Genomic DNA, 22,169 nt, shown 5'->3' on the forward strand with positions numbered 1-22,169 from the left:
TACATAAACAATAACAGAAACAGGAGCGATGGACAATATGAAACTCACTTTGCGCGGCGTTGTTTTCAGTGCACTTTTTGCAGCAATTCTTGTCTTATTCAGCTTTGCAAGCATTTCACTCCCTTTTACACCTGTCCCTATTACTCTGCAAACGCTAGCGGTTATGCTTGCCGGCGGCTTGCTCGGAGCACGTTACGGCTTCTTCAGTATGGCTCTCGTTGTGATTCTGACGGCTATCGGGTTTCCTCTGCTTCACGGAAATGGCGGTTTAGGCATCGTGCTAGGACCTACGGGTGGTTTTATTATGATCTATCCGTTCTCCGCTATGCTGGTTGGTATGATCCTGCCGCGTGTTCGTGTGAGAGGCTTTATGGGCTACCTGGCTGCCTTCCTCGTGCTTGAGATTTTCGGATCTTTGCTTCTCTATCTTGCCGGAGTACCATGGTTGATGTACAGGGTACCTTCTTATACGTTTGCAAAAGCGATGATTGCCGCTTGTTACCCCTTCCTCTTAGGGGACGCGATCAAAGCTGCGGTTGCGGTGCTCATCATCGTGCCGGTTCGACAAGTGTTTTCCCCAGAGCGGCTTACTGGTTCCTCTTCGCACAGCGTTGTGCAGCGTACGGATGTCAGAATGTAATTTTATTTTCAGCCTTACTGCTCATTCCTTGAGTAGTAGGGCTTTTTTTGTGCTTGCTTGAGAGGTTGCAAGGTGATTTTTACGTTTTTGTAATGTGCAGGTCTGATTTTTTATTCGATTGTAATGCTCTGACGTGTAAGCTTGATCTTGTAAGCAGGCACGACGCAAGAAGCACCATGCAGACGCATGAGACATGAAGCACTAAGCAACTATGTAAACCTAGCAACGCCATTATATTGAATAGGAGTGTTATAGATGAAAAACAACAAAAAAGTAATCGCCGCTTTAACCATTACAGCAACTGTAGGCTTGTCCGCAATTTTACCTTTCAATGCTTTGGCTGCGAACCCTTTCGCTGATGCTGCAAATTCCTCCAAAGTACAAGCAGCTATTGAACAACTGGCTCAACAACAAGTGCTTTCCGGATATGAGGATCACAGCTTTCTTCCTGATCAGGCGGTAACTCGCGCTGAAATCGCCAAAATGGCCGCACTCGCTCTACACGTCAACGTGGACACAGCGGCAACAACTACATTTAGCGATGTAGCAAAAGGAGATTGGTTCTACGCTTACGCTGCTGCCCTTGAATCTGTAGGAGCTATCTCTGCCACTAACGGTCAGTTCCAAGGCAGCTCAACAATCTCTTCCGAGCAGTTGGCAGACGTTATTGCGAAGGTGTTAAAAGTTGATGCAGCCGCAGTACAGCAACTACCGAGTTATGCGTCATTGACAGGTAACTCCGTGACACGTGGTCAGGCCGCTCTACTCATTTTCGAAGCGCAGCAATTAGCTCCTATTCATGTGACCAAGCTGGAGGTTTTAAACGCAATAACCTTGCAAGTTACCTTCTCGGCACCGATTCCTACGGCTGAATTAGAACTTGAACCTGCTTCCAAAAACTTTGTTTTTGACAATGGTTTGGCTATTAACAATGTTCCACGTTTAAAAACAGGTTCCACTTCGACGTACATCGTTCCTGTTCCAACACAAAAAGCCGGCACGACATACACGCTAACTTATAAAGGCGAGCTTGCCGGAACTTTTACCGCGAGCACAGAGAAAATTGCTTTGGCTTCGACGCAGCAAGTAGCTAATGACGTTTTTGAGGTTGAGTCTCATTTGACGGATGGCGTGGCGGACTACGGTTACGTTATTGCAGCCTATGCCAAAGGACGTCCAGGCTCCTTTATCGTGAATGACAAGAACGAATACAATGGCATGACGTATCAAATTCTTTCTTCGATGCGGAACCGTGTGGTACAAATTACGCCTGAGGGCGGCGCACCGATGACAGCCACATATTTACCTTTCACACAGGCAACCGATGGTCGTCAAGCTCCTAAATTCCTACTCCCTAACGGCGAAACGTTGAAGCCAGGTGTGACTTACGCGGTATCTGCGGACTGGGCTACTTTGAAAAATGCTACATTTACTGCGAAAGACATCGCGCCGCTGACGATTCAATCCGCTTCCGCGGTTGATGCGAAAACGATTAATGTGACCCTTTCCCAGGATCCAAAGGATGAAATCTTCGTTTCACGCCGTGTTACTTTGACAGCAACAGACGGTACTGTTCTGACAGCAGAATACACAATTACCACGCGTAAAGGTGCTGTAGGTACTTTTGCTCTGCTAAATAACGGCCAGCTTGTACCGGGTATGACTTATACTGTCGCTCCAGAAGGCAAGTGGGCTACGGCTGCGGGAGTAAGTTTGACTGTAGCGAAATAAATTTTTATGAAGTAAAAACTTTGGGAAGGAGTACCTTGAATGAGGTGCTCCTTTTGTTCTACCATTCATTCCAATGAGGTGATTGATATATGCTTTTCAAAAATCGAGCGTTATTCGCCATGCTGACGTTAGTTCTTTTCATGGTTGGCTGCAGTTCGCGTCCTGCGCCTGTTGCGATGCCAACGGCAACATCAACTCCTACACAAACGCAAGAACCAGCACCAACAACAACACCCACAACAGCGCCTTCTCCTGAATCGCCTCTGTCAAAAGCAAAATCAACCCTACTCGTAACTCACTCCAAAAGTGATTATATGTCTTTCCTTGATCCAGCTTCCGGTCAATTCGAAAAACTGACTGTTGGCAAGGCGCCTTTTGCCATTGCTGAAGGTCCTAATCATCGCGCTTATATCTCTACCGCAGAAGGTGTTGCTGTCGTAGATACGCAGCAGCGCAAACGTATTGCGTTAGTGCCTTACATGGCTGCTGACGCTATCGGCAAGCCTCAATTTGGTGAGTACCGTCCCGGCGGGATGGGCATTGCCGTATCTCCTGACGGCAAATTCGTCTATGTCGGTGTGTACTTAACTGGTGGGGGCAGAGGTATGAAAAGCCAACTGGAAATCATGGATGCAGAGAAACTCGCCATGACAGGCAGTGTCGCAGTTGGCGTACGACCATTCGATGTGGTGACCAGCCTTGACGGCAAGGAGGTCTACAGCATCGATCACGATTCCTACTCCGTGACTGCTGTCGATCCTTTGCAGCTCAAGGCTCGCACGCTGGAAGCAGCTCCCTTCGGCAAAGGCGGCTTCGAGAAGCCGCACTACGCGGCGGTTCGTGCCGATGGCCACCTGCTCCTGCCGTATCAGGGGCGAGGCCTGGTCGTGCTTGACCCAACTAGCGGCAAGTACGAGACGAAGCCGTTGACAGGCAACACGCACCAAGAGGGCGTGGCCCTGACAGCGGATGGCAAGCAGCTACTCATCGTCGGCATTGGTGCTGCGGGAAGCGCAACCGGCAAGCCTAACTTGACGGTGCTCGACGTCGAAACGTACGCCGAGAAAATAATCTCGCTGGAGCGGATGCATCAGATGGTCGCCGCGAGCGAGGATGGGCGTTACGCCTACCTTACCGGCGGCGTCACTTATGCAGATACTGGCTGGAACGGGATAACTGTGGTGGACCTCGTCTCTGGCGCTGTTCGCGATTTCGAGGTACCGGATTATCCGCTTGATGTGCAGTTGCTTTCGGAGTGAACTGGCTATATAGGAGGCGTTGCATGTATTGTGCAACGCCTTTTCATTGTGTTTAGAAACAAATCCCATATTAATGCAACATTTCCAAATTGAAAGACGTCATTACAATGTGCCAGTAACCATCAGGGAGGTGAGGTTTTTGAAGCATTTCGTTTTATTTTTCACCATATTCACTTTATTTAGCATCTTAGGCTGCACATCTCAAACCGTCAATATCAAAGAAACTAGTTCAAAAAACGCTGAACCTACAAATACGGAATATGCGGTTGGACTCACAAGTCCTGGTAACGTAAATAAAAATACGGATTTCAAACTAGAAGCAAAATTTACAAACAATAAAGATAGTGAAATACGCATTACGCATGGCGAACAACTATTTACATTTTATATTGCAGATAAAAAGGGAAACACAATAAATCACTATCCAATCAAAAGCCTTGGCGTGGTACGGGGTATTCCTTCAAAAGGAACCGTTGTTGAACCATACACCTTCAACATAGATGTCGCTGGAGAGTATGAAGTATGGGCTGTCGCTAATTTTGAGATTTCAGAGAACAATGCTAATAAAAAGCATCAATTACCAACCCTGAAGCAAGCTTTAGTTGTTAGGTGATGCCAGAGCATGCATGAACTCTGGAGCTCTCGGTGCTAACTAGCTACACTCGAGAGGAACTACAGGGCGCTATTTCTTCGAAAAGCACCCTTTTTCGAGGGAAAGGGAACTACAGTCCGCTATTTGCACACTTTCGAAGGGAAACCCAGAAATTCCGTACAAATAAGACCCTGTAGTTCCTCTCCCGGCTCCAAACCCTCCATAATCGCCGAAATAGAGGATCGTAGTTCCCTAACTCCTCACAAACCCCAAACAAAAAGCCCCCTCATCTGATAATAATCAGATGAAGGGGCCTCCGCGTTCACTCCTGCTTCGCCATGTAACCTACCCCCGGGTAGGTCACAATCAGCTCGGCAGCAGCGCCTTCCGCTGCGCTTTTGATCTTCTGCCGGATGCGGGCGATGGTGACCCGCAGGTACTCGACCTCGTCGCGGTACTCGCTTCCCCAAACCTCGCTGAGCAGCTGCTCATGGGTCATGACTTTCCCCGCATGCTGCAAAAGCAGCGCAAACAGGTTGTACTCGGTCTCCGTGAACTTCACCTCGGTGTCGCCCAGCCAAATACGGCGCTGGGCGAGGTTCGCGGTCACTGCGCCGAGCGTGATCTCGCTCGTGGTGACCGGCGGCGCCATGCGGCCATCCATGCGCCGCAGCACGGCATTTACTCGCGCGAAAAGCTCGTCTAAGGAAAATGGCTTGGTCAAATAGTCATCCGCCCCGAGGTTAAGCCCCTGCACTTTGTCCGCTCCATTGCTGCGCGCGGTCAGCATGATGACCGGAACGTTGGAGTAGGAGCGCAGCCTTTTTAGCACATCGAATCCGTCCATGCCCGGCATCATCAAATCGAGCAAAATTAAATCCGGATCGAACTCCTCAGCTTTCTCCAACGCTTCTGCCCCGCTTTGGCAGGTTAAAGTTTCAAAGTCCAACGATTTGAGATTCGCCGCAATAAAACGCACAATTTTCGGTTCATCATCGACGATCATGATTTTCTTCTTGTTCATGTCCGTTCTCCTCCCCTAGAAACCTCGGTATGGAGAGAGTAAATGTGCTTCCCTCACCAAGCTTGCTTGCCACATGAACTTCTCCGCCGTGCGCATCCATAATGCCTTTGCAGATCGCCAGCCCCAGCCCTGTCCCTCCGGATTGGCTCCTCGAAGAAACATCCACCCGGTAAAACCGGTCAAATAGCTTGTCCACGTGCTCCTCAGCGATGCCAATGCCATTGTCCTGCACGTCTAAATAGACAAAATGTTCATCGGCATGAGCCGAAATTCGGATAACCGGATGCTGCGTATTATACCGAACGGCATTGGTGAACAAGTTCACGAGCACCTGCTCCATTCGCAGTTTATCCGCATAGATTAGCGGGGTATCCTCCGCCACATTCACTTCAAATTGCGTATGCATGTCGTTCGCCTGCTGTGGAAGCCTTCGCATCGCGCTTTCGACAACGGCCTCCACACGAAGCGGCAGCGGGTTGATTCGCATGGCGCCGGAATCGATTTTGGAAATATCCAGCCAGTCGTCAATCAGGTCCTGAATACGCCCAATATCCTCGTGAATGCCTTCTAGCAGCTCTTGCTTAAAGCTTTCTTCCCACTTCGCGTCGACTCGAAGCAGCGTTTCTACACTGCCGCGTATGCTTGTGATGGGCGTTTTGAACTCATGGGAGGCGAGTGAGATCAGATCATTTTTCAAAGCATCGATTTCATGCTCCTTCGTCATATCACGCCACACATACCCTCGGCCAAAAACCCGCCCTTCTCTAGCCACCTGAAAAGCCGATACCATCATAAACCGCTCTTTGCCTTGTGCGCTTTTTACGGTAAAAGTCCCCTGTACCCTCGGTCCCGCCGTCAACTTTTCCAGTTCATCCTGACGTTCAGGCAGCAGCAGCGCAATACGATCGAACAAAGCCGACTCCTGCATTATCGCCAGCTCAGGCATTGGAATAGCGAAAATTTCGGCCATCCGATGATTGGCGTACACCACTTGATGCGCCATATCGATCAATACGACGGCATCGGACATGCTCTCCAGCACCGCATTCAAAGTCGCATGCTCATCCTGCAGCCGCTGGGTCCTTTCCTCGACGCGGTCTTCCAGCTCACTGTTGAGCTGCAGCAGCGCCCCTTGATTCTCTTTGATCTGCTCCGCCATCTTGAAGAAATCGTCCGCCAGCAATTGCAGCTCCAGAGGCGCCCCTTGTGGAACGACCTTGCTGTCCGGCTCTACGAACGTTCCTCCTGCCAGGCGCTGGGTGTATCCAACCAAAGCATGGATGGTGCCATTCAACCTTTTCGCCAAAAAACTGCCCAGAAGCACTGTCAAAATAAGCGTAACCACCAACAGGAATATCGTAATGCTTAGCGACTCTGTAAAAGCGGCATTAACCGCTGCTTTGGATTTGCTCACCCAAACGATCCAGTCGATGTCGGGGATGGCTTTGTAAGTAATCAGTTCTTTTTGCTTGGAATTGCTTAGCGCATAGGTTCCTTCGCCTTGCTTCTGACTCCGTGCGTCTGCAACGACAGGCTCTTGCGATAAATCCGCCAACGTTGCGGTCAATGTCTCATTCGGATGATAGATCGGCTTGCCTGCATGGTCCAGTACAACCGGATACGCTTCTTTGCCGTAATCGTATTTCGTCACAAGCTCCTTGATCGGCGTAAGCTCCAGCACAGCAAGCACAAAGCCATCAGGCTGTTTATTTCCTTTATAAATGGGCACTGCAATGGCGACAGCCGGCTGATTCAACCCCTCCGGTCCGAGGAAAAGCGACGAGATGATGGTGTTTTGGGCGGTCTGCACCCGTTTGGTGTAGTCCCGGTCTTTCACATCTGTGCCGATCAGCGAGTCATTGGCTGTGGTATGCGTAGCCTTGATAAAGCCATTTTGATCAACCACATATATGCCTGAGAAGCCCGCCAAATTCTGCTTCAGCGATTGCAGCTTCAACGTTAAGCTCTCGCGCGTCCGAAAGGCCGCATCCGAAGCTGAAATCGTGGCCGCCAGCGTTTCAACCGCATTGCAGTGATAGTACATATAGTCCTGCACAGCGTCCCCGAGACGGTAGGTCGTCAGCTGCTGGTTCCGATTGGACTCCTGCGTAATATGGGTAATTTGATAAACCTGAAAGGTGCCAAGAATCAGAACCGGAATCATTGCCATGATAGCAAACGTTACCGTCAAATGTGATCGCATGGAATAATGCTTCAAAAGCGTTCCCCCGCCCTTCCTTGATCTCTCTATTTTATCATTAGAAAAAATGTAATGAAAATGAAATGTGTTTTTCATCTGCTTTTAATGAACTGGGCCTATAATAAGTCTCAACCCCCCTTTAAAATATATATACTTAAGACCTGCAGCCCGTTGCTGTGGGTCTCTTTTTTTTCCTTCCGGCAGCTTGGATCCCCTGTATGACCTTGCTATAATGTATAGATACTAAACAAAAAGGGCGGCTAAACCATGGACCAAGATCTCCTCATCACGTACAAATTTCGCGAAATTAAAAATGCCCTCTCCTCTTATTTGACGCAGGTGCTTCCCCATTTTCATATTTCACCGATCATGATGTATGCCTTAGAGTTTCTTCGCAAGCATCCGGACTGCATCGCTGTTGATATGGCGAATGAATTTGGCCTGACTCGGGGAGCCATTACCCAACTTCTGGATAAATTAGAGGAGCAGGAGCTAGTGATTCGCAAGCCTCATCCTACTAGCCGCAGAAGCCTGTTGCTGCAAGTAACGGACAAAGGAAATAAGCTGATAAACGATATCTTGGAAGCGTATAATAACAAAATTGAACAGCTCTTCACGCCATATACCGAAGATGAGCTCGCACAGCTCAAAAAGCTATTGGAGAAGCTGCCGCTATAGCACGAAGATCCCGACCTTACTCATGTTGGGATTTTTTAAATGACTTGACTATTCTGTTGAATTAACATACTGTATAGTTATTAAACAGTTTATTACATTAACATTTGGAGTGGTGAATGATGAGCAAAAGCAAAGTTATCGCGATTACCGGCGCCTCCTCTGGCATTGGGTTAGCGACCGCCCTGAAATTTGCAGAATTAGGCTGGACGGTTTATGCCGGAACACGCCATGTGGAGCGTGATCAAGAGCAGCATGGGCACCGTGCGAATCTTCATTTTATAGAGATGGAAGTAACAAGCCCTGAGTCGCTGGAGAAAGCTTTTGCTGTGATCGACCGGAATCACGGTTACATGGACGTCCTGTTCTGCAACGCTGGTTTTGGTTTTTTAAGGGCATTAGGACAAGCTACGATGGAAGATATTCATCGGGTTTATGATACGAATGTATACGGGGTTATGCATACGATCCGCGCAGGACTACCGCTTTTGCGTAAATCAGACGCCGGACATTTGGTAGCCACAACAAGCGTTGGCGGTCTAGTGGGACAACCTTTCAATGAAATCTACTGCTCGGCAAAATTTGCCGTTGAAGGCTTGTTAGAAAGTTTAGCTACGTACTACAAGCCAACCTTCAACATTGATGTTACGCTACTTGAGCCCGGCGCGATTGCAACTAATTTTAACCAGACGGTCCTTGGGCATGTCCAACAAACCGGCGGCATTCTGGAAGATGAATATAAGCCGATCATCACGCAATATTTGGACGCCTTCTCCAAACGGAACTCGGTGCCCCAAACGTCGGAATCGGTCGCCGAAGTCATGGTGAAGCTGATGGAAATGGATCCGAAACCACTGCGCATTCGCACTTCAGAGGCGGCGGAAGCTTTTGTACAATATAAAGTCAGCCAAGACCCTACCGGTTTGGACGGTATGCTGAACACACGTAAACTGCATTTGAATTTATAAAAAAAATCAGGACCCGCCTAACCGTTCGACGGATAAGGCAGGTCCTTTTGTTTTTACACATGCGCAATAAGCTGGCCTTCTTTGACGGTAACGTCATAGGCTGTAAGGCTTTTGGTCGGCACATTCAGGCATGCGCCTGAGTGAAGATCGAATGTCCAGCCATGCATCGAACACACGAACTCCCCCTTTTCAGCCTCCACAATAGCGCCGGCATGCGGGCATCGGCTGGAGACGAGCCGGTACGTTGCTTGATCCTCAGCTTGAATTAACCAATACAAGTTCTTATCGAACACAACTTCTGCGGGCAGCTTGGTGAAACTTTCGACAGGCCCTAACAGCACTTCTTTCATGTAGACACTCCCCTGTTTATTCTGTTTCAGCATACAGTTTACTATTTTTTTTAGTTCAGGTGATCCAAGCCAGCACATAATTTCCCACAATGTTACGATAGGATGTCCATAATCTTACGGTACATTTAGGTTGTAAGGGAGAGGCACTCACCTACATACCCCAAAATTGAGAGGAGTTTTCTACAATGAAAACACAATGGAAACGTCGCGCAAGTCAAGCTAGTCTGCTAGCTTTTATGGTAACAATGGCTTTCGGAGCAGTAGGCAGCGCATCAGCGGCTGACACGACTACAACAGATACGAAAGCAAGCACTGCAATCACATCAGCAACACCGGTAATGGCAACCAGTGCGGTTCAGCTGCACTCGGTCTCAGGCAGCCTGTTGCTGCAACCAGCTCATGAGCGTAACTATTTGAAGCTGTTGGTCAGCAACTATGCTCCGGAGAGCTTGACTGCATGGAAACAAGCGTTAGAGGATCGGAAACAAGCGGAAAGCGAAATGCCGAAACCTGCTTTTGCCAAAACTATGGTAATCAAAAGCGCCGCTACAATTCAGCCAGCTACGCCAGGTACGTTGGAAACTAAAATGTTCAAACTCGATCCTGCTCAACCGGCTCCAACTTTACCTGACGGCGAAGCAGCTCAATTGCTCCCAAGTAAAGAAGCAATGAAGTTCACCGTTATCAAAGACGGCGCGGACGCTACCGCGACCATCCAAGCACTTCCACTTGAGGGAACAGCTATCTCTGGTGATATAATTAAAGCAGAACCATCCGAAGCGTTCAAGCGCCAACAAAAGCTAGCGGAAGCTGTCGAAGCTGACGATGCAGCTACGATCCAAAGTCTGTTGCCTGAGCTGCTCACGGATTACAAAAAAGAAACGGAATCGCTGCGCAGCCTTGCAAAAACATTGAAAGAACAAGCTGCAAAGGCTGATGAGAAGTCAACAGAGAAAACGGAAGAATCGAACTAACTTTCCATATAGATAAAAAACCAAGTTGACCTTTCCGGTGGACCGAACGCAAAATGGTGCGAACGGCTCCACCTTTTCCCCATCGCTGATTAGAAAGAAGGAGAAACTGCATGTATCGCATTCATTTAGTAGAAGACGAAGAGCATCTCAGGGGCGTTCTGGCCGCCTATTTAGAGAAAGAGGGGTGGCAAGTGCGTTCGTTCGCTGACGGGACCTCGGCAAGATCCGCCATATCCGAGCGGCCGGACTTGTGGGTCCTCGATATCATGCTTCCTGGCGTAGACGGCTATCAGCTCATGCGCGAGATTAAGGCGGATCAGCCGGCACAGCCCGTAATTTTCATATCGGCGCGAGACGCGGATATCGATCGGATCGTTGGCCTGGAGATGGGTAGCGATGACTACTTGGCCAAGCCATTTTTACCTCGCGAGCTTGTCATTCGCACTCGTAAGCTGCTGGAGCGCGTGTACGGCGGACACCCTGCCGGCCTGATGCCTGCGCAGCTGGAACGCCGCTCGAAGCTGAATGTGGCTCCTTATCTGATCGATGAGCAAGCGCGCACCGTAACTGCGGAGGATGGCAGCAAGCTGGAGCTGACCTCCAAGGAATTTGAGCTGCTGCTCTATTTGGTAAGCCATCATGGACAAGTGCTGGAGCGTGAACAAGTGCTCCAAGCTGTTTGGGGAATCGACTACTTCGGAACAGACCGGGTCGTGGATGATTTGGTACGAAGGCTTCGCCGCAAGCTGCCGGAGCTGCGTTTAGAAACCGTATACGGATACGGGTACAGGATGGTGAAAGCATGACGTTCCGAATAGGACAATGGCCGCTGGCCATGAAGCTTTGGGGAGCATTCGCGGCTTTAACGCTGCTCATTTTTACGCTGTTGGCTGTTCTCCTGCCTTGGACGTTGAAGGGATTTTTTACAGAGCAGCTGTATGATATTTTACTAGATACACAAAGTGGGCTTCGCATGGAAGCAACGTCATTGACGGCACCGACCCTAACCCTGGCTACAAAGGGTACAACCGCGCAAATGACGGATATCATTACGAACGTAAAAACGTTGACACCTATCAATCAGGCTGTCCCTGATGCTGATGCCTCAGAAACGGAAACAATGCCGGAAGCGACTAGCATACAAATGGGCAGCGCTATATCTGCTACCCCATTGGAAGCCTCTATTGCAACGAAGGTGATGTCTCCTTTTACAGCAACTTTAAGCGCCCCGGCGATCCGGCATTTTACGATTAGCGGAACCCAAGAGTCACTGGCCCTTAACAAGGCGTTCACGAGCGGTGAGCCGTTCATGCAAGCCATGGAACAGGATGCTTTTGCCCAAAAACAGCCCGTCGCCAAATATACGACCATTATTGATAAGAAAAGTATCTTTTACGTGATTCGCAAAGAACTAGTTCAAGGCCAACCCAGCTTTATCGTTTCTTATGCCTGGGGCAATTATCGTAACGACCTGGTCATGACCATGTTTGGCAGACTTATGCTGATGATGGTTGGTCTCATCGTGATTTCATGGCTGCCTTGTCTGATCATCGCCCGCTACTTCACTCGTCCGCTCGTCCAGATGGAAAAACACGTTGGACGTATGGCTGAACGAGATTGGCACGACCCGATCGAAACTGGGCGTAAAGATGAAGTGGGACGACTGGCCAAAGCGATTGAAGCGATGCGGCAACGTCTCGTGCGCCAGGACAAGGCGCAGCAGTTCTTCCTCCAGCACACTTCTCACGAGCTGAAAACCCCGGTCATGGTGATCCGCAGCTATGCCCAGTCCATTCTCGACGGCGTTTTCCCGAAAGGGACCTTAGGCGAAAGCTTGGGCGTCATTCTGAAGGAGGGCGAGCGCCTCGAGAAGCGAATTCGCGACCTGCTGCTGCTCAACAAACTGAACTATGTCACCGCTCGCGAGAAGCCGTTCCGCCCTTTCGAGCTGCACGAGGTCATCGAAGATGTGGTTGAACGGCTGCGCTATCGCCGTCCTGAAATCGAGTGGGAGATGGAGCTCCCTCCCGCTACTCTGAATGGCGATCCCGATCAATGGAAAATCGCCTTGGAGAACATGCTCGACAATCAACTCCGCTATGCCAAAAGCGGCATCCGGATTCTCCTCACGCCGTCATCTAGTGGCGATGGTAAGGAAGCTGCAGCCGGATTCTCGCGGCTGCAGATCAGCAACGATGGTCCGCCGCTCGATCAGGCGATCGCGGACAGCCTCTTTGAGCCCTTCCGCTCTGGCGGGGACGGCCAGTTCGGGCTTGGTCTTGCCATCGTGAAGCAGATCATGGACCATCACGGTATGACGGTGCGCGCTGCGAACGAGCGAGGCGGGGTTGCCTTTTACCTTGAGCCTGGGGAAACAGCGCAAATAGATCGCAAACTCAAGGTCCCGAAGGTTTCGTGAGGATGCTTGGGTTTGAGAAGTGGGCAAACAAAAGAGGCTTCCCAAGGTCAAGATCTTCACGTGACCGAGGGACAGCCTCTTTCTTTTTTTATACCGCAGCTTTGCTCTGATTGCGGCTCATGACCCACAAGGTGAGCCAAATCACGATGAAGCCGGCCAGCTGTCCTACGGTCAGCTTTTGCCCGAAAACAAGCCAGTTCACGCAGACGCCAACCGCCGGGAACGCAAGCTCCGCCAACGTTGCGAAAAACGCCTTGGTTGAGGTCAGCCCTTTATAATAGAGGAGCATGGAAAGCAAGCCCGGGAAAAACGCCTGAAACAAAAGGTTAACGGCAATAAGTATTAAGCCGCCGCTAGTTCCAGTTAAGTGCCAGGCGTCGCCGCTAGCCACAAGTACGACCGTCAGCAACGGGATGGCGAGCAGGAAGCGCAGCGAAGTAACAATTGGGAAATCGAGCTTTTTCTGCAGCAAGTACTTGCCCATGACCGTCGAGCCGCCCCATAAGCCAGCTGCAAGAATAGAGAATAAGCAGCTTATCGTTCCTAGATCTTGGAGGCCCATCTCCGGCGACGAAAAGCCGAATGTCAGCAAATACGTGCCTAGCAGCGCCACTGCAATATAAGCAAAAAATTTAGAAGGCAACGTCTCTTTGAGCATTACGCGAGCTAAAATAATAGCGAATAAGGGCTGTAATTTCTGTAAAAGCAATATCGCGTTCGCATTACCATGCGAGAATGCCGCTGTAAACAAAATCGTTGCTATCGCCGAGCCGCCCCAGGAGATGAACAGCAACGCACCGATGACGCCCAGCGAGAGCTTACCGATCAAGGTTTTCCGATACTTCACGAGTATTGGCACCGCATAGCAGGCAAGGAGCAGGTGCTCAATAAATACGATTTGCGCTGAAGAAAAGCTTTTTAACAGCAAGATCCGAAAGAGCGGGTCGAGCCCCCAAAGCGTAGCCCCTAACGCCACATACCAAACTCCGCTGATGCCTCCAGAGCGCGCTGAAACCACATGCGCCTGCTTTGTTCCTAACTTAAATACATTTTCCAATTCAAAAACCTCCTAAAGAATTTTTGAATTGAACCCTCTGAAAAGAGACAATGCCCCCGCTTCATGATCAGCGGGGGCATTGACAAACAGACCTGTCAATCACCTAAGTTTTTGACAAGCTGTTTTTCACCTTCTCCCATCCGGACTATAACCGTCGGCCCTGGAATCTCACCAAGTCAGTCCCAGCCTAACAGGCCGGGAGTCGCGGGCTTGAGATACATTTGCACGTATCCTCACCGCCGGTAGGGAATTGCACCCTGCCCCGAAGGTTCAATTATTCAATTTGTGGTCACTTACAAAACATAAGTGATATTTATTCCTGAATATTAGCACCATAAAATAAAAAAAGCAAGGATTTTTCATCCTTGCTATAAGCTAAGAATTTTCCACTCATTTTCCGATATATAACGTGTTAGCCCATTAATCATAAAGGAGGAAACTCATGGACGTTCCTGCGCTTTCCATGTCCGTAGCCCAGGGCAGCTTAGCTCAAGCAGTACAAATACGGGTTCTTAGCATGGCTAAAGATCAATCCACACAACAAGCTCAGCAAATGGTACAAATGATGCAACAAAGTGTTCAACCAAACTTGGGTGGGAATCTGGATATTCGTGTCTAGTTTTACCCTTTGGAGAAGGAGAATGAAGAATTCTCCTTCTTTTTTACTATTGATGTTGTATAATCGTGACATATGCCACGCTGCCATTATTTCATTTTAGCAATCGGAATATGGAAATATAGAATCAAGAAAACCACACCTACCAAACACAGCAACCACGCCCATAAAGGCCTCGTAAAATGCAACCGCAGCCCAATGAACATGAAAACCCAAACCGCAATTGACCACCAGAAATTCCAGTTGTTATGATATGTAAGCATTTTTATTAGCAGAAATAGTCCTTCAATGCAGGTAAATACAGCCGACCAAATGGCCATATAGACCACTTGTCTCAGCGGACGCGACTTAAGAGGATATTTGTGCAAATACACCATCACAATGCATGGAAGATTAGTAAAAGCAATCATAAAATCTGCGATGGTATGGTTAGGCGTTACTGCGGATTTATGAAATTCCCATAGCGAGAAATTATAGCTTAGAAGGCTAATGAGAAAATCTACGCAGATAGCAAAAAGAATAGTTGGATAATAGGTCTTCCAGTTGCTCCAATCCCCAAAAAACCAAGCTGCAATCAAGCATAACAAGGCAATGATTACAGGCAAATATGAACTAATCAACACTGTTATGTGACCCATCACTTAGCTCCATTCCATCAAACTTGTGCTGCTTCCGTTCAACCCTGATCTCCTGTGGTTATTATTTCTATAAATGTTGTTTCATATGAAAGAGAACGCAATTAACTTACCCTTTTTCGTAATCACGCCGTTTTTCGCCGTTGCAGCAATGGTTTCAAGCTATCCAGATTCGCACAAATCGTCCCGGCAATGACGGTTACCACGCCTACAGCTGTGACCCAAGTGATGCTCTCCCCATAAAACACGACCCCCACCGCCAGGGCAATCAATGGAGAAATGTACAGCCATGTCGCTGGAAAAACCGGATTCGTTTTGGCCACTAACCAATAGAACAGACTATGTCCCACCATGGAGCCAATCACGATTAAATACAGTAGAGAGCCGGCTGCTTTTGGAGAAAATAAGCTTTGAACGTTCACAGGTTCTGTAAAAAATGAAAGAATCAGCAGCAGCAATCCTCCGCATATCATCTGCGCCGCGTTCAGCGCAATCGGCGATGCCTCAGGAAATTGCTGAATGACCTTTTTCGAATATAGAGCTCCCATACAATAGAACAGTTCTCCAACCAGAATCGCCACGCTCCCGATCACCCAAATGATGTTGGCGGATACCGCAAGTTGTGGCAGCAAAAGGATAATAATACCTGCAAAGCCGAGTATGCAGCCAAATACAGAGAGCCTTGTCGTCTTCAGACGCAATACGAAGGTTTGGAGCACGAGAATCATAATCGGTCCAGTAGCCGATAGGACGGCCGCAATCCCGGAAGACACATATTGCTCCGCCCAGTACAAGGTTGCGAATGTGCCGAATGTGAGACCGATGCCCGTAAGCAGCATCTCTTTGCGAAACAACAGAGCTAGCGTAGTTTTTTTCCGCCACAATAACCAACAGAACAATAACATCCCTGCAATAAAAAACCTCAAGCCTGCTGAAAAAAATGGCGGCGCTGACGCATCCACCCCCACCTTAATCGCCAGAAATGTTGTGCCAAAAATTAGACAGATAAGCAAATAATTAAAAATAATCATGACTGTTTTCCCCCTCTTGGTATGTATCATACTAGGTAAGCAACAGAACAGATGCATGACACTAGAACAGTTTTTCCAATGATTGTTGTATCATAGAGGAAACAAAGGGGGAAAATCGGATGAAGACGCCAGGAACATCTGGAAAAGAAGCTAATCTGCTTTTCAGGCAAACTTATGAGTATATGGTTACCCGCATGGATCGCGGCGAGTGGCAAGCCCATGACAAGCTCCCCTCCATCCGGCGTCTTGCCGAAGAGCTGCAGGTGCACAGGCTGACCGTTTTTCGTGCTTATCAGTTGCTGAAGCAGCATCAGAAAGTTTACGTCAAAGAGAAATCCGGTTATTACGTAAGTCCCTGCAAGACAGAGGAGCAACCCCATACAGAGCATACGGAAAAAGGTCGTTCGTTCACCACGTCCAACGCTCTAAAAAACTCCTTGTCCGAAATTCAGCAAATCCCTGTCACGTACCAATTCTCACAGGCTTTAATCGATCCTAACTTGCTGCCGAATCTTTTTTTGTCCGAACATGTGAAAAAAGTTTTCGACATTTATCCAAAGCTCATGGGCACCTACTCCAACGCACAAGGGGATGAGGAGCTTCGCGAGTATCTCTGCCGTTACATGGTTCGGCATCATAACCTCCAGCTCGCTGCAAACGATCTTTTGATTACTACAGGCGGTCAGCAAGCCATCGACCTCATCTCGCGGATCTATATCCGCCCCATGGATCCGATCTTGGTTGAGCGGCCGACGTATAGTGCTGCACTTGATATTTTCCGCCAGCAGGGAGCGCGGTTTATTCCTGTCGAGATCAGCCCGGACGGCTATGATCTGGCGAAACTCGAGAAGCTTATGGAGAAGCATAAACCACAATTGTTTTATATGAATCCTACCTTTCATAATCCTACCGGGTACACGGTTCCGGCCGCACAGCGCAAGCAGCTCGTTGATCTGGCTGAACGCTATCGCTGTCTGCTGATCGAAGATGACGCCATTCACGAGATGTACTTGGACCAACCTCCTCCTTCGCCTATGCTGACTTATGACACGGAAGGCTGGGTCGTGTATCTCCGCAGTTTTAGCAAATATATCGCGCCTGGGCTGCGAATTTGTGCTGTCATGGGAGGCACGCATGTCATCCAATCACTCATTACGGCCAAATCATTAGCTGACAACGGCACACCCCTCGTCAATCAGAAAATGTTCCTGCATTATTTCGAATCTCCTAGAATGCAGCAGCATTTGGAGAAACTGCGTATTGCCCTGCAGATCCGAAAAGAAATTGTTGAGCAGGAGCTAGCCTCCACCGGATGGCGCTGGGTCAGCCCTCAAGGCGGCTTCAACCTGTGGCTCCAGCTCCCGGACCATATCCCGGCCCAGCAGCTGCTGGAGGAGTGCCTCCGGCAATCGGTCTCCTTCGTTCCTGGCGTGATCTGCGATCCGCTCAGAGAGATGAACTCCTGGATCCGTTTAAGCTATTCCTTCGTGAATGAGGAGCATTTACGGGATGGCGTTAGACGGCTTATCGCTATTGCGGGGCGTTATGCGAGTGATGGCGAATGTTAGTGTGAGTGCTAGCACGAAAATTTAGAACGCAGAGGAACTACGGGCCGCTATTTGTTCCAGAGACCGCTATTTGGCATATCTAAAGGAACTACGATCCTCTATTTTGCTAATAATGGCACTAATTCAGCTTGGTGATGAGAAATAAGACCCTGCAGTTCCCTCAAAACAGGAAAAAGGATGGCTATAGCCAAAATAGCGCCCCATAGTTCCCCTTCCCCCTAACCAATGAATGTGTGGCAGGACAAAGGTTGGATAGAACCAGAATGGAGATTAGAGATGGGATGCTGAGTGGATGATGATGGTGATGGAGTAGCAATGGGGTACTGAGTGAATGTGTTGGATATGGAGTAGCAATGGGGTACTGAGTGAATGTGTTGGATATGGAGTAGCAATGGGGCGCTGAGTGAATGGTGTTGAAGATGGGATAGTAGTGGGATGCTGAGTGGATTGCGGTGGAGACCTGACCGAGTCTGGATGAAAGCAACGGAAAAAGCGCAGAAGCAAGTGTAAAATTTTACACTTTTGCAGAAACTAACCCTACATTTACGACTCATGTCTAGGGGCCTTTTACGTGATTTTAATTACGAATCTACTTTTCGTTATAGCTGCAATTGTCTCACGAACCTATAAGCAGTGGAATAAATACTACGACGTCATGCTTTTTGTCTCTTTTTGCAATTTGCTTTACAATTTCCTGTGTCATGATCACATGATCTGGTCGTTTCACCCTGATTTGTTGCTAAACCACAAAACGGCCGACCTTGTTAACACTTTCCTGCTGCTCCCAAGTACAACGCTGCTGTATCTAACTTTCTTTCCTGCCGCCAAACGCACCCAGGTGATTTACTATTTCCTGTGGGTAATCGGTTTTTCGGCGCTTGAATATCTGTGGTATGCTTACGGTCGGATCACTTATCATCATGGGTGGCACTTTATATGGTCGATTGCTTTTTACTTCTTCATGTTCTTGGCCATCAGACTGCTCCATAGCCATCGAGCTGCCGGGCTGCTTCTTTCTGTTGTGGCCGTCGCATTTTTGATTCTTTATTTTCATATCCCACTCTGGAAATAAAAAAGGGGTGCCCCGCAAGTCTGCAAAAGACCGCCTGGGTACCCCTATTCGTATCAAGCTTTAACTTTCGCTTTAATTTCTTCAAGCGGCTTATGATTGCCGTATTTCGGATACTCACGTGTGGACGGAGCAGCCCACTGAACCGCATTGGAGATTACGCGGCGAATTTGCTCATTGTAGTAAGTACGGTAAGTCTCATGACCTGGGCGGAAGTAGAAAATTTTCCCGTTTCCACGGTTAAACGTGCAACCACTGCGGAATACTTCTCCACCTTCGAACCAGGAAACCATGATTAACTCATCCGGTTGCGGAATATCGAAGTGTTCTCCGTACATTTCCTCAGCTTCAAGATCGATGTACTCCCCAATGCCTTCCACGATTGGATGACCTGGCGCAACAACCCAAATGCGCTCTTTTTCGTCCGCTTCACGCCATTTGAGGTCACAGGATGTGCCCATCAGCTTCTTAAACACTTTGGAGAAGTGTCCGGAGTGCAGCACGATTAGCCCCATGCCTTGCCATACGCGCTTTTGAACGCGCTCTACGATTTCGTCTTGCACTTGGTCGTGCGCTTTATGTCCCCACCAGATAAGAACATCGGTGTTGTTCAAAACCTCTTCGGTCAAACCGTGCTCAGCATCGTCTAGAGTCGCATAAGTGACATCTACATTCCCGCTGATGCCTTCGCCAATTGCTGTATGAATGCCGTCCGGATAGGCGGCGCGTACAATTTCACTTTCTTTTTCATGACGGTACTCGTTCCAAACCGTTACTTTCAGCTTTTGACTCATCTTCTTATTCCCTCCAAGATAGCGTATTCATTCATAATGTGAGTATAGTCCGTCCCTTCCCGGAATGAAAGGCAAGATTGTGCCTATTTATTATTCAATAGTGTCCTCGGCAAGTAAACAATGTTATACTTTCTCTTGATAAACCTTACCTGTAACGTCGTTTTACATATTCAAAAATGTCCTACCCTATAGCGAGGTATACGAAACCATGGAATCCGCACATAGTGCTTTCTCCGAAATTGTCAATGAAGAAGTCATTTATCAGAACCCGCTGCTTTTCCTAAAAATATGGGAGCTTGGCTCCGACTCCGTTCACTTCGGCGTCCCAACGCCTTGGCTTTGGCATTCACATAAGCAGGTTGAGTTCCTGGTCGTCATGGAAGGCCTCCTGGCTATTCAAACCAAACATGAACTTGCCGTCTTATCCGCAGGAGATGTGATCGTGTTGGGTTCCTCCCAACCCCATCGGACGTACAAATACTCCGCCGGCCCCTTGCGGCAGATCGTTTTCCAAATTGATCTCAAGCAGCATTTTGACCTGAGTACGATGCCTTACCTGCATTGTTTCTCGGAGCTCACGCATCCGCTTGAGCAGTTCAACGAGCTTTTCCGGAGCAATCCGGCCGTGAAGCAAGCCGCTTACGAGCTTATTCTGCAGATTTTCGAAGAGTCGCAATCCCGCAAAATTGGTTACGAGCTTGCCATCAGCGCGGCAATCAAGAACCTGCTGCTGCTTATGTTACGCAATGACAATCGTGATCTTTCCGCACTTGCGGAGGATTCAGGCATCGCTCGCTTGCGCCCGGCGCTCGATTATATCGACAATCATCTTGGCGAGCGAATTACGGTTGAAGACGTCTGCTCCTTGCTCAATTTAAGCTATCATTACTTTATTAAGTATTTCAAAAAAGTGATGGGGATATCCTTCGTGGATTACGTGAATTACAAGCGCATCAAAAAAGCCGAGCGCCTCCTGCTAACAGGAGACCTCAGCATGATGGAAGTCAGTTTTGAGGTTGGCATCCTCAATATGGCGCAGTTCTACAAGCTGTTCAAGCGGCATAATCAATGCTCGCCCAAAGAATTCAAACAACGCATGCGCAGTCAAACGGGGGTCGCCCCCCTGCTGGCGCAAGCAGATTAACATCAGCCAGGCAGGAAACCCTGCTGGCTGACCAACACACGCTCCTGCGGAAAATGCCGCAGGAGCTGTTCGTGCACGCGCTTGTACGCATCCGGACTGTACCAGTCCGAAAGCTCCAGCGCGTCATAGATCGCGCGCACGCCGATGCGTGCCGTGCGCCGGCCCCCACTGCCATCGCCCATGAAGTAATCGTCGATGCACACCCGCTCCACGATGCCCGCCAGCCGCTCGGCGAACTGCTCCGAGCTCGGCAGCGCCGGCGCTATCGTGGCCTGCACGGGAATGCCGCGAGCCGCGAGCTCGCGAAGAGCCCCCAGCCGCGCCGGTATCGGCGGCGCGGACGGGGTGAACGCTCGGCGGACCTCCTCGCGGTCCGTCTCAACCGTCATGCTGACTCGGACCCGGTCCCCGAGCAGCGCTAACAAATCCGCGTCCCGCTTCACCAGCGGGCTGCGGGTCTGAACGAACAAGAAGTCCGGCGGCTGCACGGACATCACCTCCAGGAGCGAGCGGGTGATCCGCTCCTTATACTCGCTCGGCTGATACGGGTCCGTCGCCGAGGACATGAAGATCGTGACCGGGCCTTTGCGCTTCGCTTTGGCCAGCTCGTTCTCCAGAAGAGCCGCGGCATTGGCCTTCACATCGACCCAGGTGCCCCAGGACTCCGTGCGGAACAGAGCCACCGGCATCTGTCTCACGTAGCAGTAGGAGCACGCAAAAGCACAGCCCGTATACGGGTTCAACGTATGCGTATATCCCTCGAGAAAGCCGCTGGCTTTCGTCAGCAGCGTTTTCGCTGATTTATGGTTCACCTCAGTCTGCATACGTACTCCTCCTCCTTTTCTGCTGCTTACAAACCGACCTTTTCCAAACCCAATAGTTTCTCTTTGTTCACCAATCCGCCGCGATAGCCAGTTAACGCACCGTCTTTCCCGACCACGCGATGGCACGGAACTACAATAAGAACCGGGTTGGCGCCAATAGCGGTACCGACAGCCCTTACTGCGCTAGCTTTATCCAGCTTCTGAGCCATCTGTGTATAACTGACCGTTTCACCATGCGGTATTTCTTTTAAAACGCGCCACACGGATTGTTGAAATTCCGTCCCGCGCAGATCCAGTGGCAGCGTGAACGTTTTGCGCGAGCCTCGCAGATACTCCTCCAACTGCTGCACATAAGGCTCTAATGCCGCCTTATTCTCCATCCAGCTATAAGCTGGGAAACGATGCTTAGCCCATTTGGTTAATTCGGACCACGCTTCTGCATCAACGCCTCCCCGCTCAGTATCTTCCGCTTGATACTGCAAATAGATCAACCCATCGTCTGTTGCCGCGATCAAAAAGTGATTATCCAATAAACGAACTACACTCCAATATATGGATTTAGCCACTGTCCTCGCTTCATTTGTTTGCATCCAAGAACC

General features: G+C 49.3%; 22 protein-coding genes and 1 riboswitch. Of the genes, 13 read left to right on the plus strand and 9 right to left on the minus strand.

Annotation, left to right across the window (positions count from 1 at the left end):
• The first annotated feature begins 37 nt into the window (after positions 1-37).
• The 4 genes from ACKTT9_RS35590 to ACKTT9_RS35605 all read left to right on the plus strand — a co-directional run bounded on the left by ACKTT9_RS35590 (position 38) and on the right by ACKTT9_RS35605 (position 4,243).
• Positions 38-640 carry a biotin transporter BioY gene (locus ACKTT9_RS35590; protein ID WP_157324047.1) on the plus strand — a complete coding sequence of 201 codons (603 nt, stop codon included), beginning with the start codon at positions 38-40 and terminating at the stop codon, positions 638-640.
• Positions 641-895: 255 nt separating this feature from the next.
• A complete protein-coding gene (locus ACKTT9_RS35595) occupies positions 896-2,371 on the plus strand; it encodes an S-layer homology domain-containing protein (protein WP_407869717.1) in 1,476 nt (491 codons plus the stop codon).
• Between the two features lie 89 nt (positions 2,372-2,460).
• Complete coding sequence (locus ACKTT9_RS35600; protein ID WP_407869718.1) at positions 2,461-3,630, plus strand: YncE family protein; 1,170 nt, start codon at positions 2,461-2,463, stop codon at positions 3,628-3,630.
• Between the two features lie 139 nt (positions 3,631-3,769).
• On the plus strand, positions 3,770-4,243 hold the full coding sequence (locus tag ACKTT9_RS35605) for a hypothetical protein (RefSeq protein ID WP_407869719.1): 474 nt from the start codon (positions 3,770-3,772) through the stop codon (positions 4,241-4,243).
• Positions 4,244-4,544: 301 nt separating this feature from the next.
• On the opposite strand, the gene ACKTT9_RS35610 is transcribed toward ACKTT9_RS35605, so the two are convergent.
• Together ACKTT9_RS35610 and ACKTT9_RS35615 are read right to left on the minus strand one after the other, a co-directional pair.
• Positions 4,545-5,246 carry a response regulator transcription factor gene (locus ACKTT9_RS35610; protein WP_407869720.1) on the minus strand — a complete coding sequence of 234 codons (702 nt, stop codon included), beginning with the start codon at positions 5,244-5,246 and terminating at the stop codon, positions 4,545-4,547.
• Entirely contained in the window at positions 5,215-7,464 is a 2,250-nt protein-coding gene (locus tag ACKTT9_RS35615; protein WP_407869721.1) for an ATP-binding protein, read from the minus strand. The genes ACKTT9_RS35610 and ACKTT9_RS35615 overlap by 32 nt, the downstream gene beginning before the upstream one ends.
• Before the next feature lie 249 nt (positions 7,465-7,713).
• Between ACKTT9_RS35615 and ACKTT9_RS35620 the strand changes: the two genes are divergently transcribed.
• Together ACKTT9_RS35620 and ACKTT9_RS35625 are read left to right on the plus strand one after the other, a co-directional pair.
• Entirely contained in the window at positions 7,714-8,124 is a 411-nt protein-coding gene (locus ACKTT9_RS35620; RefSeq protein WP_407869722.1) for a MarR family winged helix-turn-helix transcriptional regulator, read from the plus strand.
• A gap of 116 nt (positions 8,125-8,240) precedes the next feature.
• A complete protein-coding gene (locus ACKTT9_RS35625) occupies positions 8,241-9,089 on the plus strand; it encodes an SDR family oxidoreductase (protein ID WP_407869723.1) in 849 nt (282 codons plus the stop codon).
• A 53-nt stretch (positions 9,090-9,142) separates the two neighbouring features.
• On the opposite strand, the gene ACKTT9_RS35630 is transcribed toward ACKTT9_RS35625, so the two are convergent.
• Positions 9,143-9,439, minus strand: coding sequence for a Rieske (2Fe-2S) protein (locus ACKTT9_RS35630; protein WP_127456847.1), 297 nt, complete (start codon positions 9,437-9,439; stop codon positions 9,143-9,145).
• 185 nt (positions 9,440-9,624) lie between these two features.
• Between ACKTT9_RS35630 and ACKTT9_RS35635 the strand changes: the two genes are divergently transcribed.
• The 3 genes from ACKTT9_RS35635 (at position 9,625) to ACKTT9_RS35645 (ending at position 12,832) form a co-directional block, all read left to right on the plus strand.
• Entirely contained in the window at positions 9,625-10,413 is a 789-nt protein-coding gene (locus ACKTT9_RS35635; protein WP_407869724.1) for a hypothetical protein, read from the plus strand.
• 110 nt (positions 10,414-10,523) lie between these two features.
• Positions 10,524-11,219, plus strand: coding sequence for a response regulator transcription factor (locus ACKTT9_RS35640; protein WP_127456849.1), 696 nt, complete (start codon positions 10,524-10,526; stop codon positions 11,217-11,219).
• Positions 11,216-12,832: a histidine kinase dimerization/phospho-acceptor domain-containing protein gene (locus ACKTT9_RS35645; protein ID WP_407869725.1), complete on the plus strand. Its 1,617-nt coding sequence runs from the start codon at positions 11,216-11,218 to the stop codon at positions 12,830-12,832. The genes ACKTT9_RS35640 and ACKTT9_RS35645 overlap by 4 nt, the downstream gene beginning before the upstream one ends.
• Before the next feature lie 88 nt (positions 12,833-12,920).
• On the opposite strand, the gene ACKTT9_RS35650 is transcribed toward ACKTT9_RS35645, so the two are convergent.
• Positions 12,921-13,850 (minus strand): DMT family transporter, encoded by a 930-nt coding sequence (locus ACKTT9_RS35650; protein ID WP_407873178.1) that lies wholly within the window; start codon positions 13,848-13,850, stop codon positions 12,921-12,923.
• Between the two features lie 163 nt (positions 13,851-14,013).
• A riboswitch (FMN riboswitch) is annotated at positions 14,014-14,163 on the minus strand.
• Between the two features lie 168 nt (positions 14,164-14,331).
• Between ACKTT9_RS35650 and ACKTT9_RS35655 the strand changes: the two genes are divergently transcribed.
• Positions 14,332-14,508, plus strand: coding sequence for a YjfB family protein (locus ACKTT9_RS35655; RefSeq protein WP_157324065.1), 177 nt, complete (start codon positions 14,332-14,334; stop codon positions 14,506-14,508).
• 86 nt (positions 14,509-14,594) lie between these two features.
• Here the strand turns inward: ACKTT9_RS35655 and ACKTT9_RS35660 are convergent, their stop codons facing one another.
• Both ACKTT9_RS35660 and ACKTT9_RS35665 read right to left on the minus strand, forming a co-directional pair.
• Positions 14,595-15,143 carry a CBO0543 family protein gene (locus ACKTT9_RS35660; RefSeq protein ID WP_407869726.1) on the minus strand — a complete coding sequence of 183 codons (549 nt, stop codon included), beginning with the start codon at positions 15,141-15,143 and terminating at the stop codon, positions 14,595-14,597.
• Positions 15,144-15,265: 122 nt separating this feature from the next.
• Positions 15,266-16,171: a DMT family transporter gene (locus ACKTT9_RS35665; RefSeq protein ID WP_407869727.1), complete on the minus strand. Its 906-nt coding sequence runs from the start codon at positions 16,169-16,171 to the stop codon at positions 15,266-15,268.
• A gap of 119 nt (positions 16,172-16,290) precedes the next feature.
• Here ACKTT9_RS35665 and ACKTT9_RS35670 point away from each other — a divergent pair, with 119 nt between their 5' ends.
• Together ACKTT9_RS35670 and ACKTT9_RS35675 are read left to right on the plus strand one after the other, a co-directional pair.
• Positions 16,291-17,739, plus strand: a complete 1,449-nt coding sequence (locus ACKTT9_RS35670) for a PLP-dependent aminotransferase family protein (RefSeq protein WP_407869728.1) — start codon at positions 16,291-16,293, stop codon at positions 17,737-17,739.
• A gap of 571 nt (positions 17,740-18,310) precedes the next feature.
• A complete protein-coding gene (locus ACKTT9_RS35675) occupies positions 18,311-18,811 on the plus strand; it encodes a CBO0543 family protein (RefSeq protein WP_407869729.1) in 501 nt (166 codons plus the stop codon).
• Positions 18,812-18,864: 53 nt separating this feature from the next.
• Here the strand turns inward: ACKTT9_RS35675 and ACKTT9_RS35680 are convergent, their stop codons facing one another.
• A complete protein-coding gene (locus ACKTT9_RS35680) occupies positions 18,865-19,602 on the minus strand; it encodes a ThuA domain-containing protein (RefSeq protein ID WP_315952925.1) in 738 nt (245 codons plus the stop codon).
• A 208-nt stretch (positions 19,603-19,810) separates the two neighbouring features.
• Between ACKTT9_RS35680 and ACKTT9_RS35685 the strand changes: the two genes are divergently transcribed.
• Positions 19,811-20,746, plus strand: coding sequence for a helix-turn-helix domain-containing protein (locus tag ACKTT9_RS35685; RefSeq protein WP_407869730.1), 936 nt, complete (start codon positions 19,811-19,813; stop codon positions 20,744-20,746).
• 2 nt (positions 20,747-20,748) lie between these two features.
• Here ACKTT9_RS35685 and ACKTT9_RS35690 read toward each other — a convergent pair whose 3' ends face one another.
• The gene (locus ACKTT9_RS35690) at positions 20,749-21,570 is read right to left on the minus strand and encodes a radical SAM protein (protein WP_407869731.1); all 822 of its coding nucleotides are present in this window, start codon (positions 21,568-21,570) and stop codon (positions 20,749-20,751) included.
• Between the two features lie 26 nt (positions 21,571-21,596).
• Entirely contained in the window at positions 21,597-22,160 is a 564-nt protein-coding gene (locus ACKTT9_RS35695) for a methylated-DNA--[protein]-cysteine S-methyltransferase (RefSeq protein ID WP_407869732.1), read from the minus strand.
• Between the last annotated feature and the right edge of the window lie 9 nt (positions 22,161-22,169).

Origin of the sequence: Paenibacillus sp. P36 (assembly GCF_045866505.1) — a bacterium.
Taxonomy (GTDB): Bacteria; Bacillota; Bacilli; order Paenibacillales; family NBRC-103111; genus Paenibacillus_E; species Paenibacillus_E chondroitinus.

What these genes read in the sequence shown, in the direction of transcription:
- ACKTT9_RS35620 (WP_407869722.1), top strand. Translation starts at nt 7,714, where the DNA reads ATGGACCAAGATCTCCTCATCACGTACAAATTTCGCGAAATTAAAAAT.
- ACKTT9_RS35670 (WP_407869728.1), top strand. Translation starts at nt 16,291, where the DNA reads ATGAAGACGCCAGGAACATCTGGAAAAGAAGCTAATCTGCTTTTCAGG.
- ACKTT9_RS35695 (WP_407869732.1), bottom strand. Translation starts at nt 22,160, where the DNA reads ATGCAAACAAATGAAGCGAGGACAGTGGCTAAATCCATATATTGGAGT.
- ACKTT9_RS35625 (WP_407869723.1), top strand. Translation starts at nt 8,241, where the DNA reads ATGATGAGCAAAAGCAAAGTTATCGCGATTACCGGCGCCTCCTCTGGC.
- ACKTT9_RS35595 (WP_407869717.1), top strand. Translation starts at nt 896, where the DNA reads ATGAAAAACAACAAAAAAGTAATCGCCGCTTTAACCATTACAGCAACT.
- ACKTT9_RS35610 (WP_407869720.1), bottom strand. Translation starts at nt 5,246, where the DNA reads ATGAACAAGAAGAAAATCATGATCGTCGATGATGAACCGAAAATTGTG.
- ACKTT9_RS35665 (WP_407869727.1), bottom strand. Translation starts at nt 16,171, where the DNA reads ATGATTATTTTTAATTATTTGCTTATCTGTCTAATTTTTGGCACAACA.
- ACKTT9_RS35680 (WP_315952925.1), bottom strand. Translation starts at nt 19,602, where the DNA reads ATGAGTCAAAAGCTGAAAGTAACGGTTTGGAACGAGTACCGTCATGAA.
- ACKTT9_RS35690 (WP_407869731.1), bottom strand. Translation starts at nt 21,570, where the DNA reads ATGCAGACTGAGGTGAACCATAAATCAGCGAAAACGCTGCTGACGAAA.
- ACKTT9_RS35655 (WP_157324065.1), top strand. Translation starts at nt 14,332, where the DNA reads ATGGACGTTCCTGCGCTTTCCATGTCCGTAGCCCAGGGCAGCTTAGCT.
- ACKTT9_RS35630 (WP_127456847.1), bottom strand. Translation starts at nt 9,439, where the DNA reads ATGAAAGAAGTGCTGTTAGGGCCTGTCGAAAGTTTCACCAAGCTGCCC.
- ACKTT9_RS35645 (WP_407869725.1), top strand. Translation starts at nt 11,216, where the DNA reads ATGACGTTCCGAATAGGACAATGGCCGCTGGCCATGAAGCTTTGGGGA.
- ACKTT9_RS35640 (WP_127456849.1), top strand. Translation starts at nt 10,524, where the DNA reads ATGTATCGCATTCATTTAGTAGAAGACGAAGAGCATCTCAGGGGCGTT.
- ACKTT9_RS35590 (WP_157324047.1), top strand. Translation starts at nt 38, where the DNA reads ATGAAACTCACTTTGCGCGGCGTTGTTTTCAGTGCACTTTTTGCAGCA.
- ACKTT9_RS35660 (WP_407869726.1), bottom strand. Translation starts at nt 15,143, where the DNA reads ATGGGTCACATAACAGTGTTGATTAGTTCATATTTGCCTGTAATCATT.
- ACKTT9_RS35685 (WP_407869730.1), top strand. Translation starts at nt 19,811, where the DNA reads ATGGAATCCGCACATAGTGCTTTCTCCGAAATTGTCAATGAAGAAGTC.
- ACKTT9_RS35635 (WP_407869724.1), top strand. Translation starts at nt 9,625, where the DNA reads ATGAAAACACAATGGAAACGTCGCGCAAGTCAAGCTAGTCTGCTAGCT.
- ACKTT9_RS35600 (WP_407869718.1), top strand. Translation starts at nt 2,461, where the DNA reads ATGCTTTTCAAAAATCGAGCGTTATTCGCCATGCTGACGTTAGTTCTT.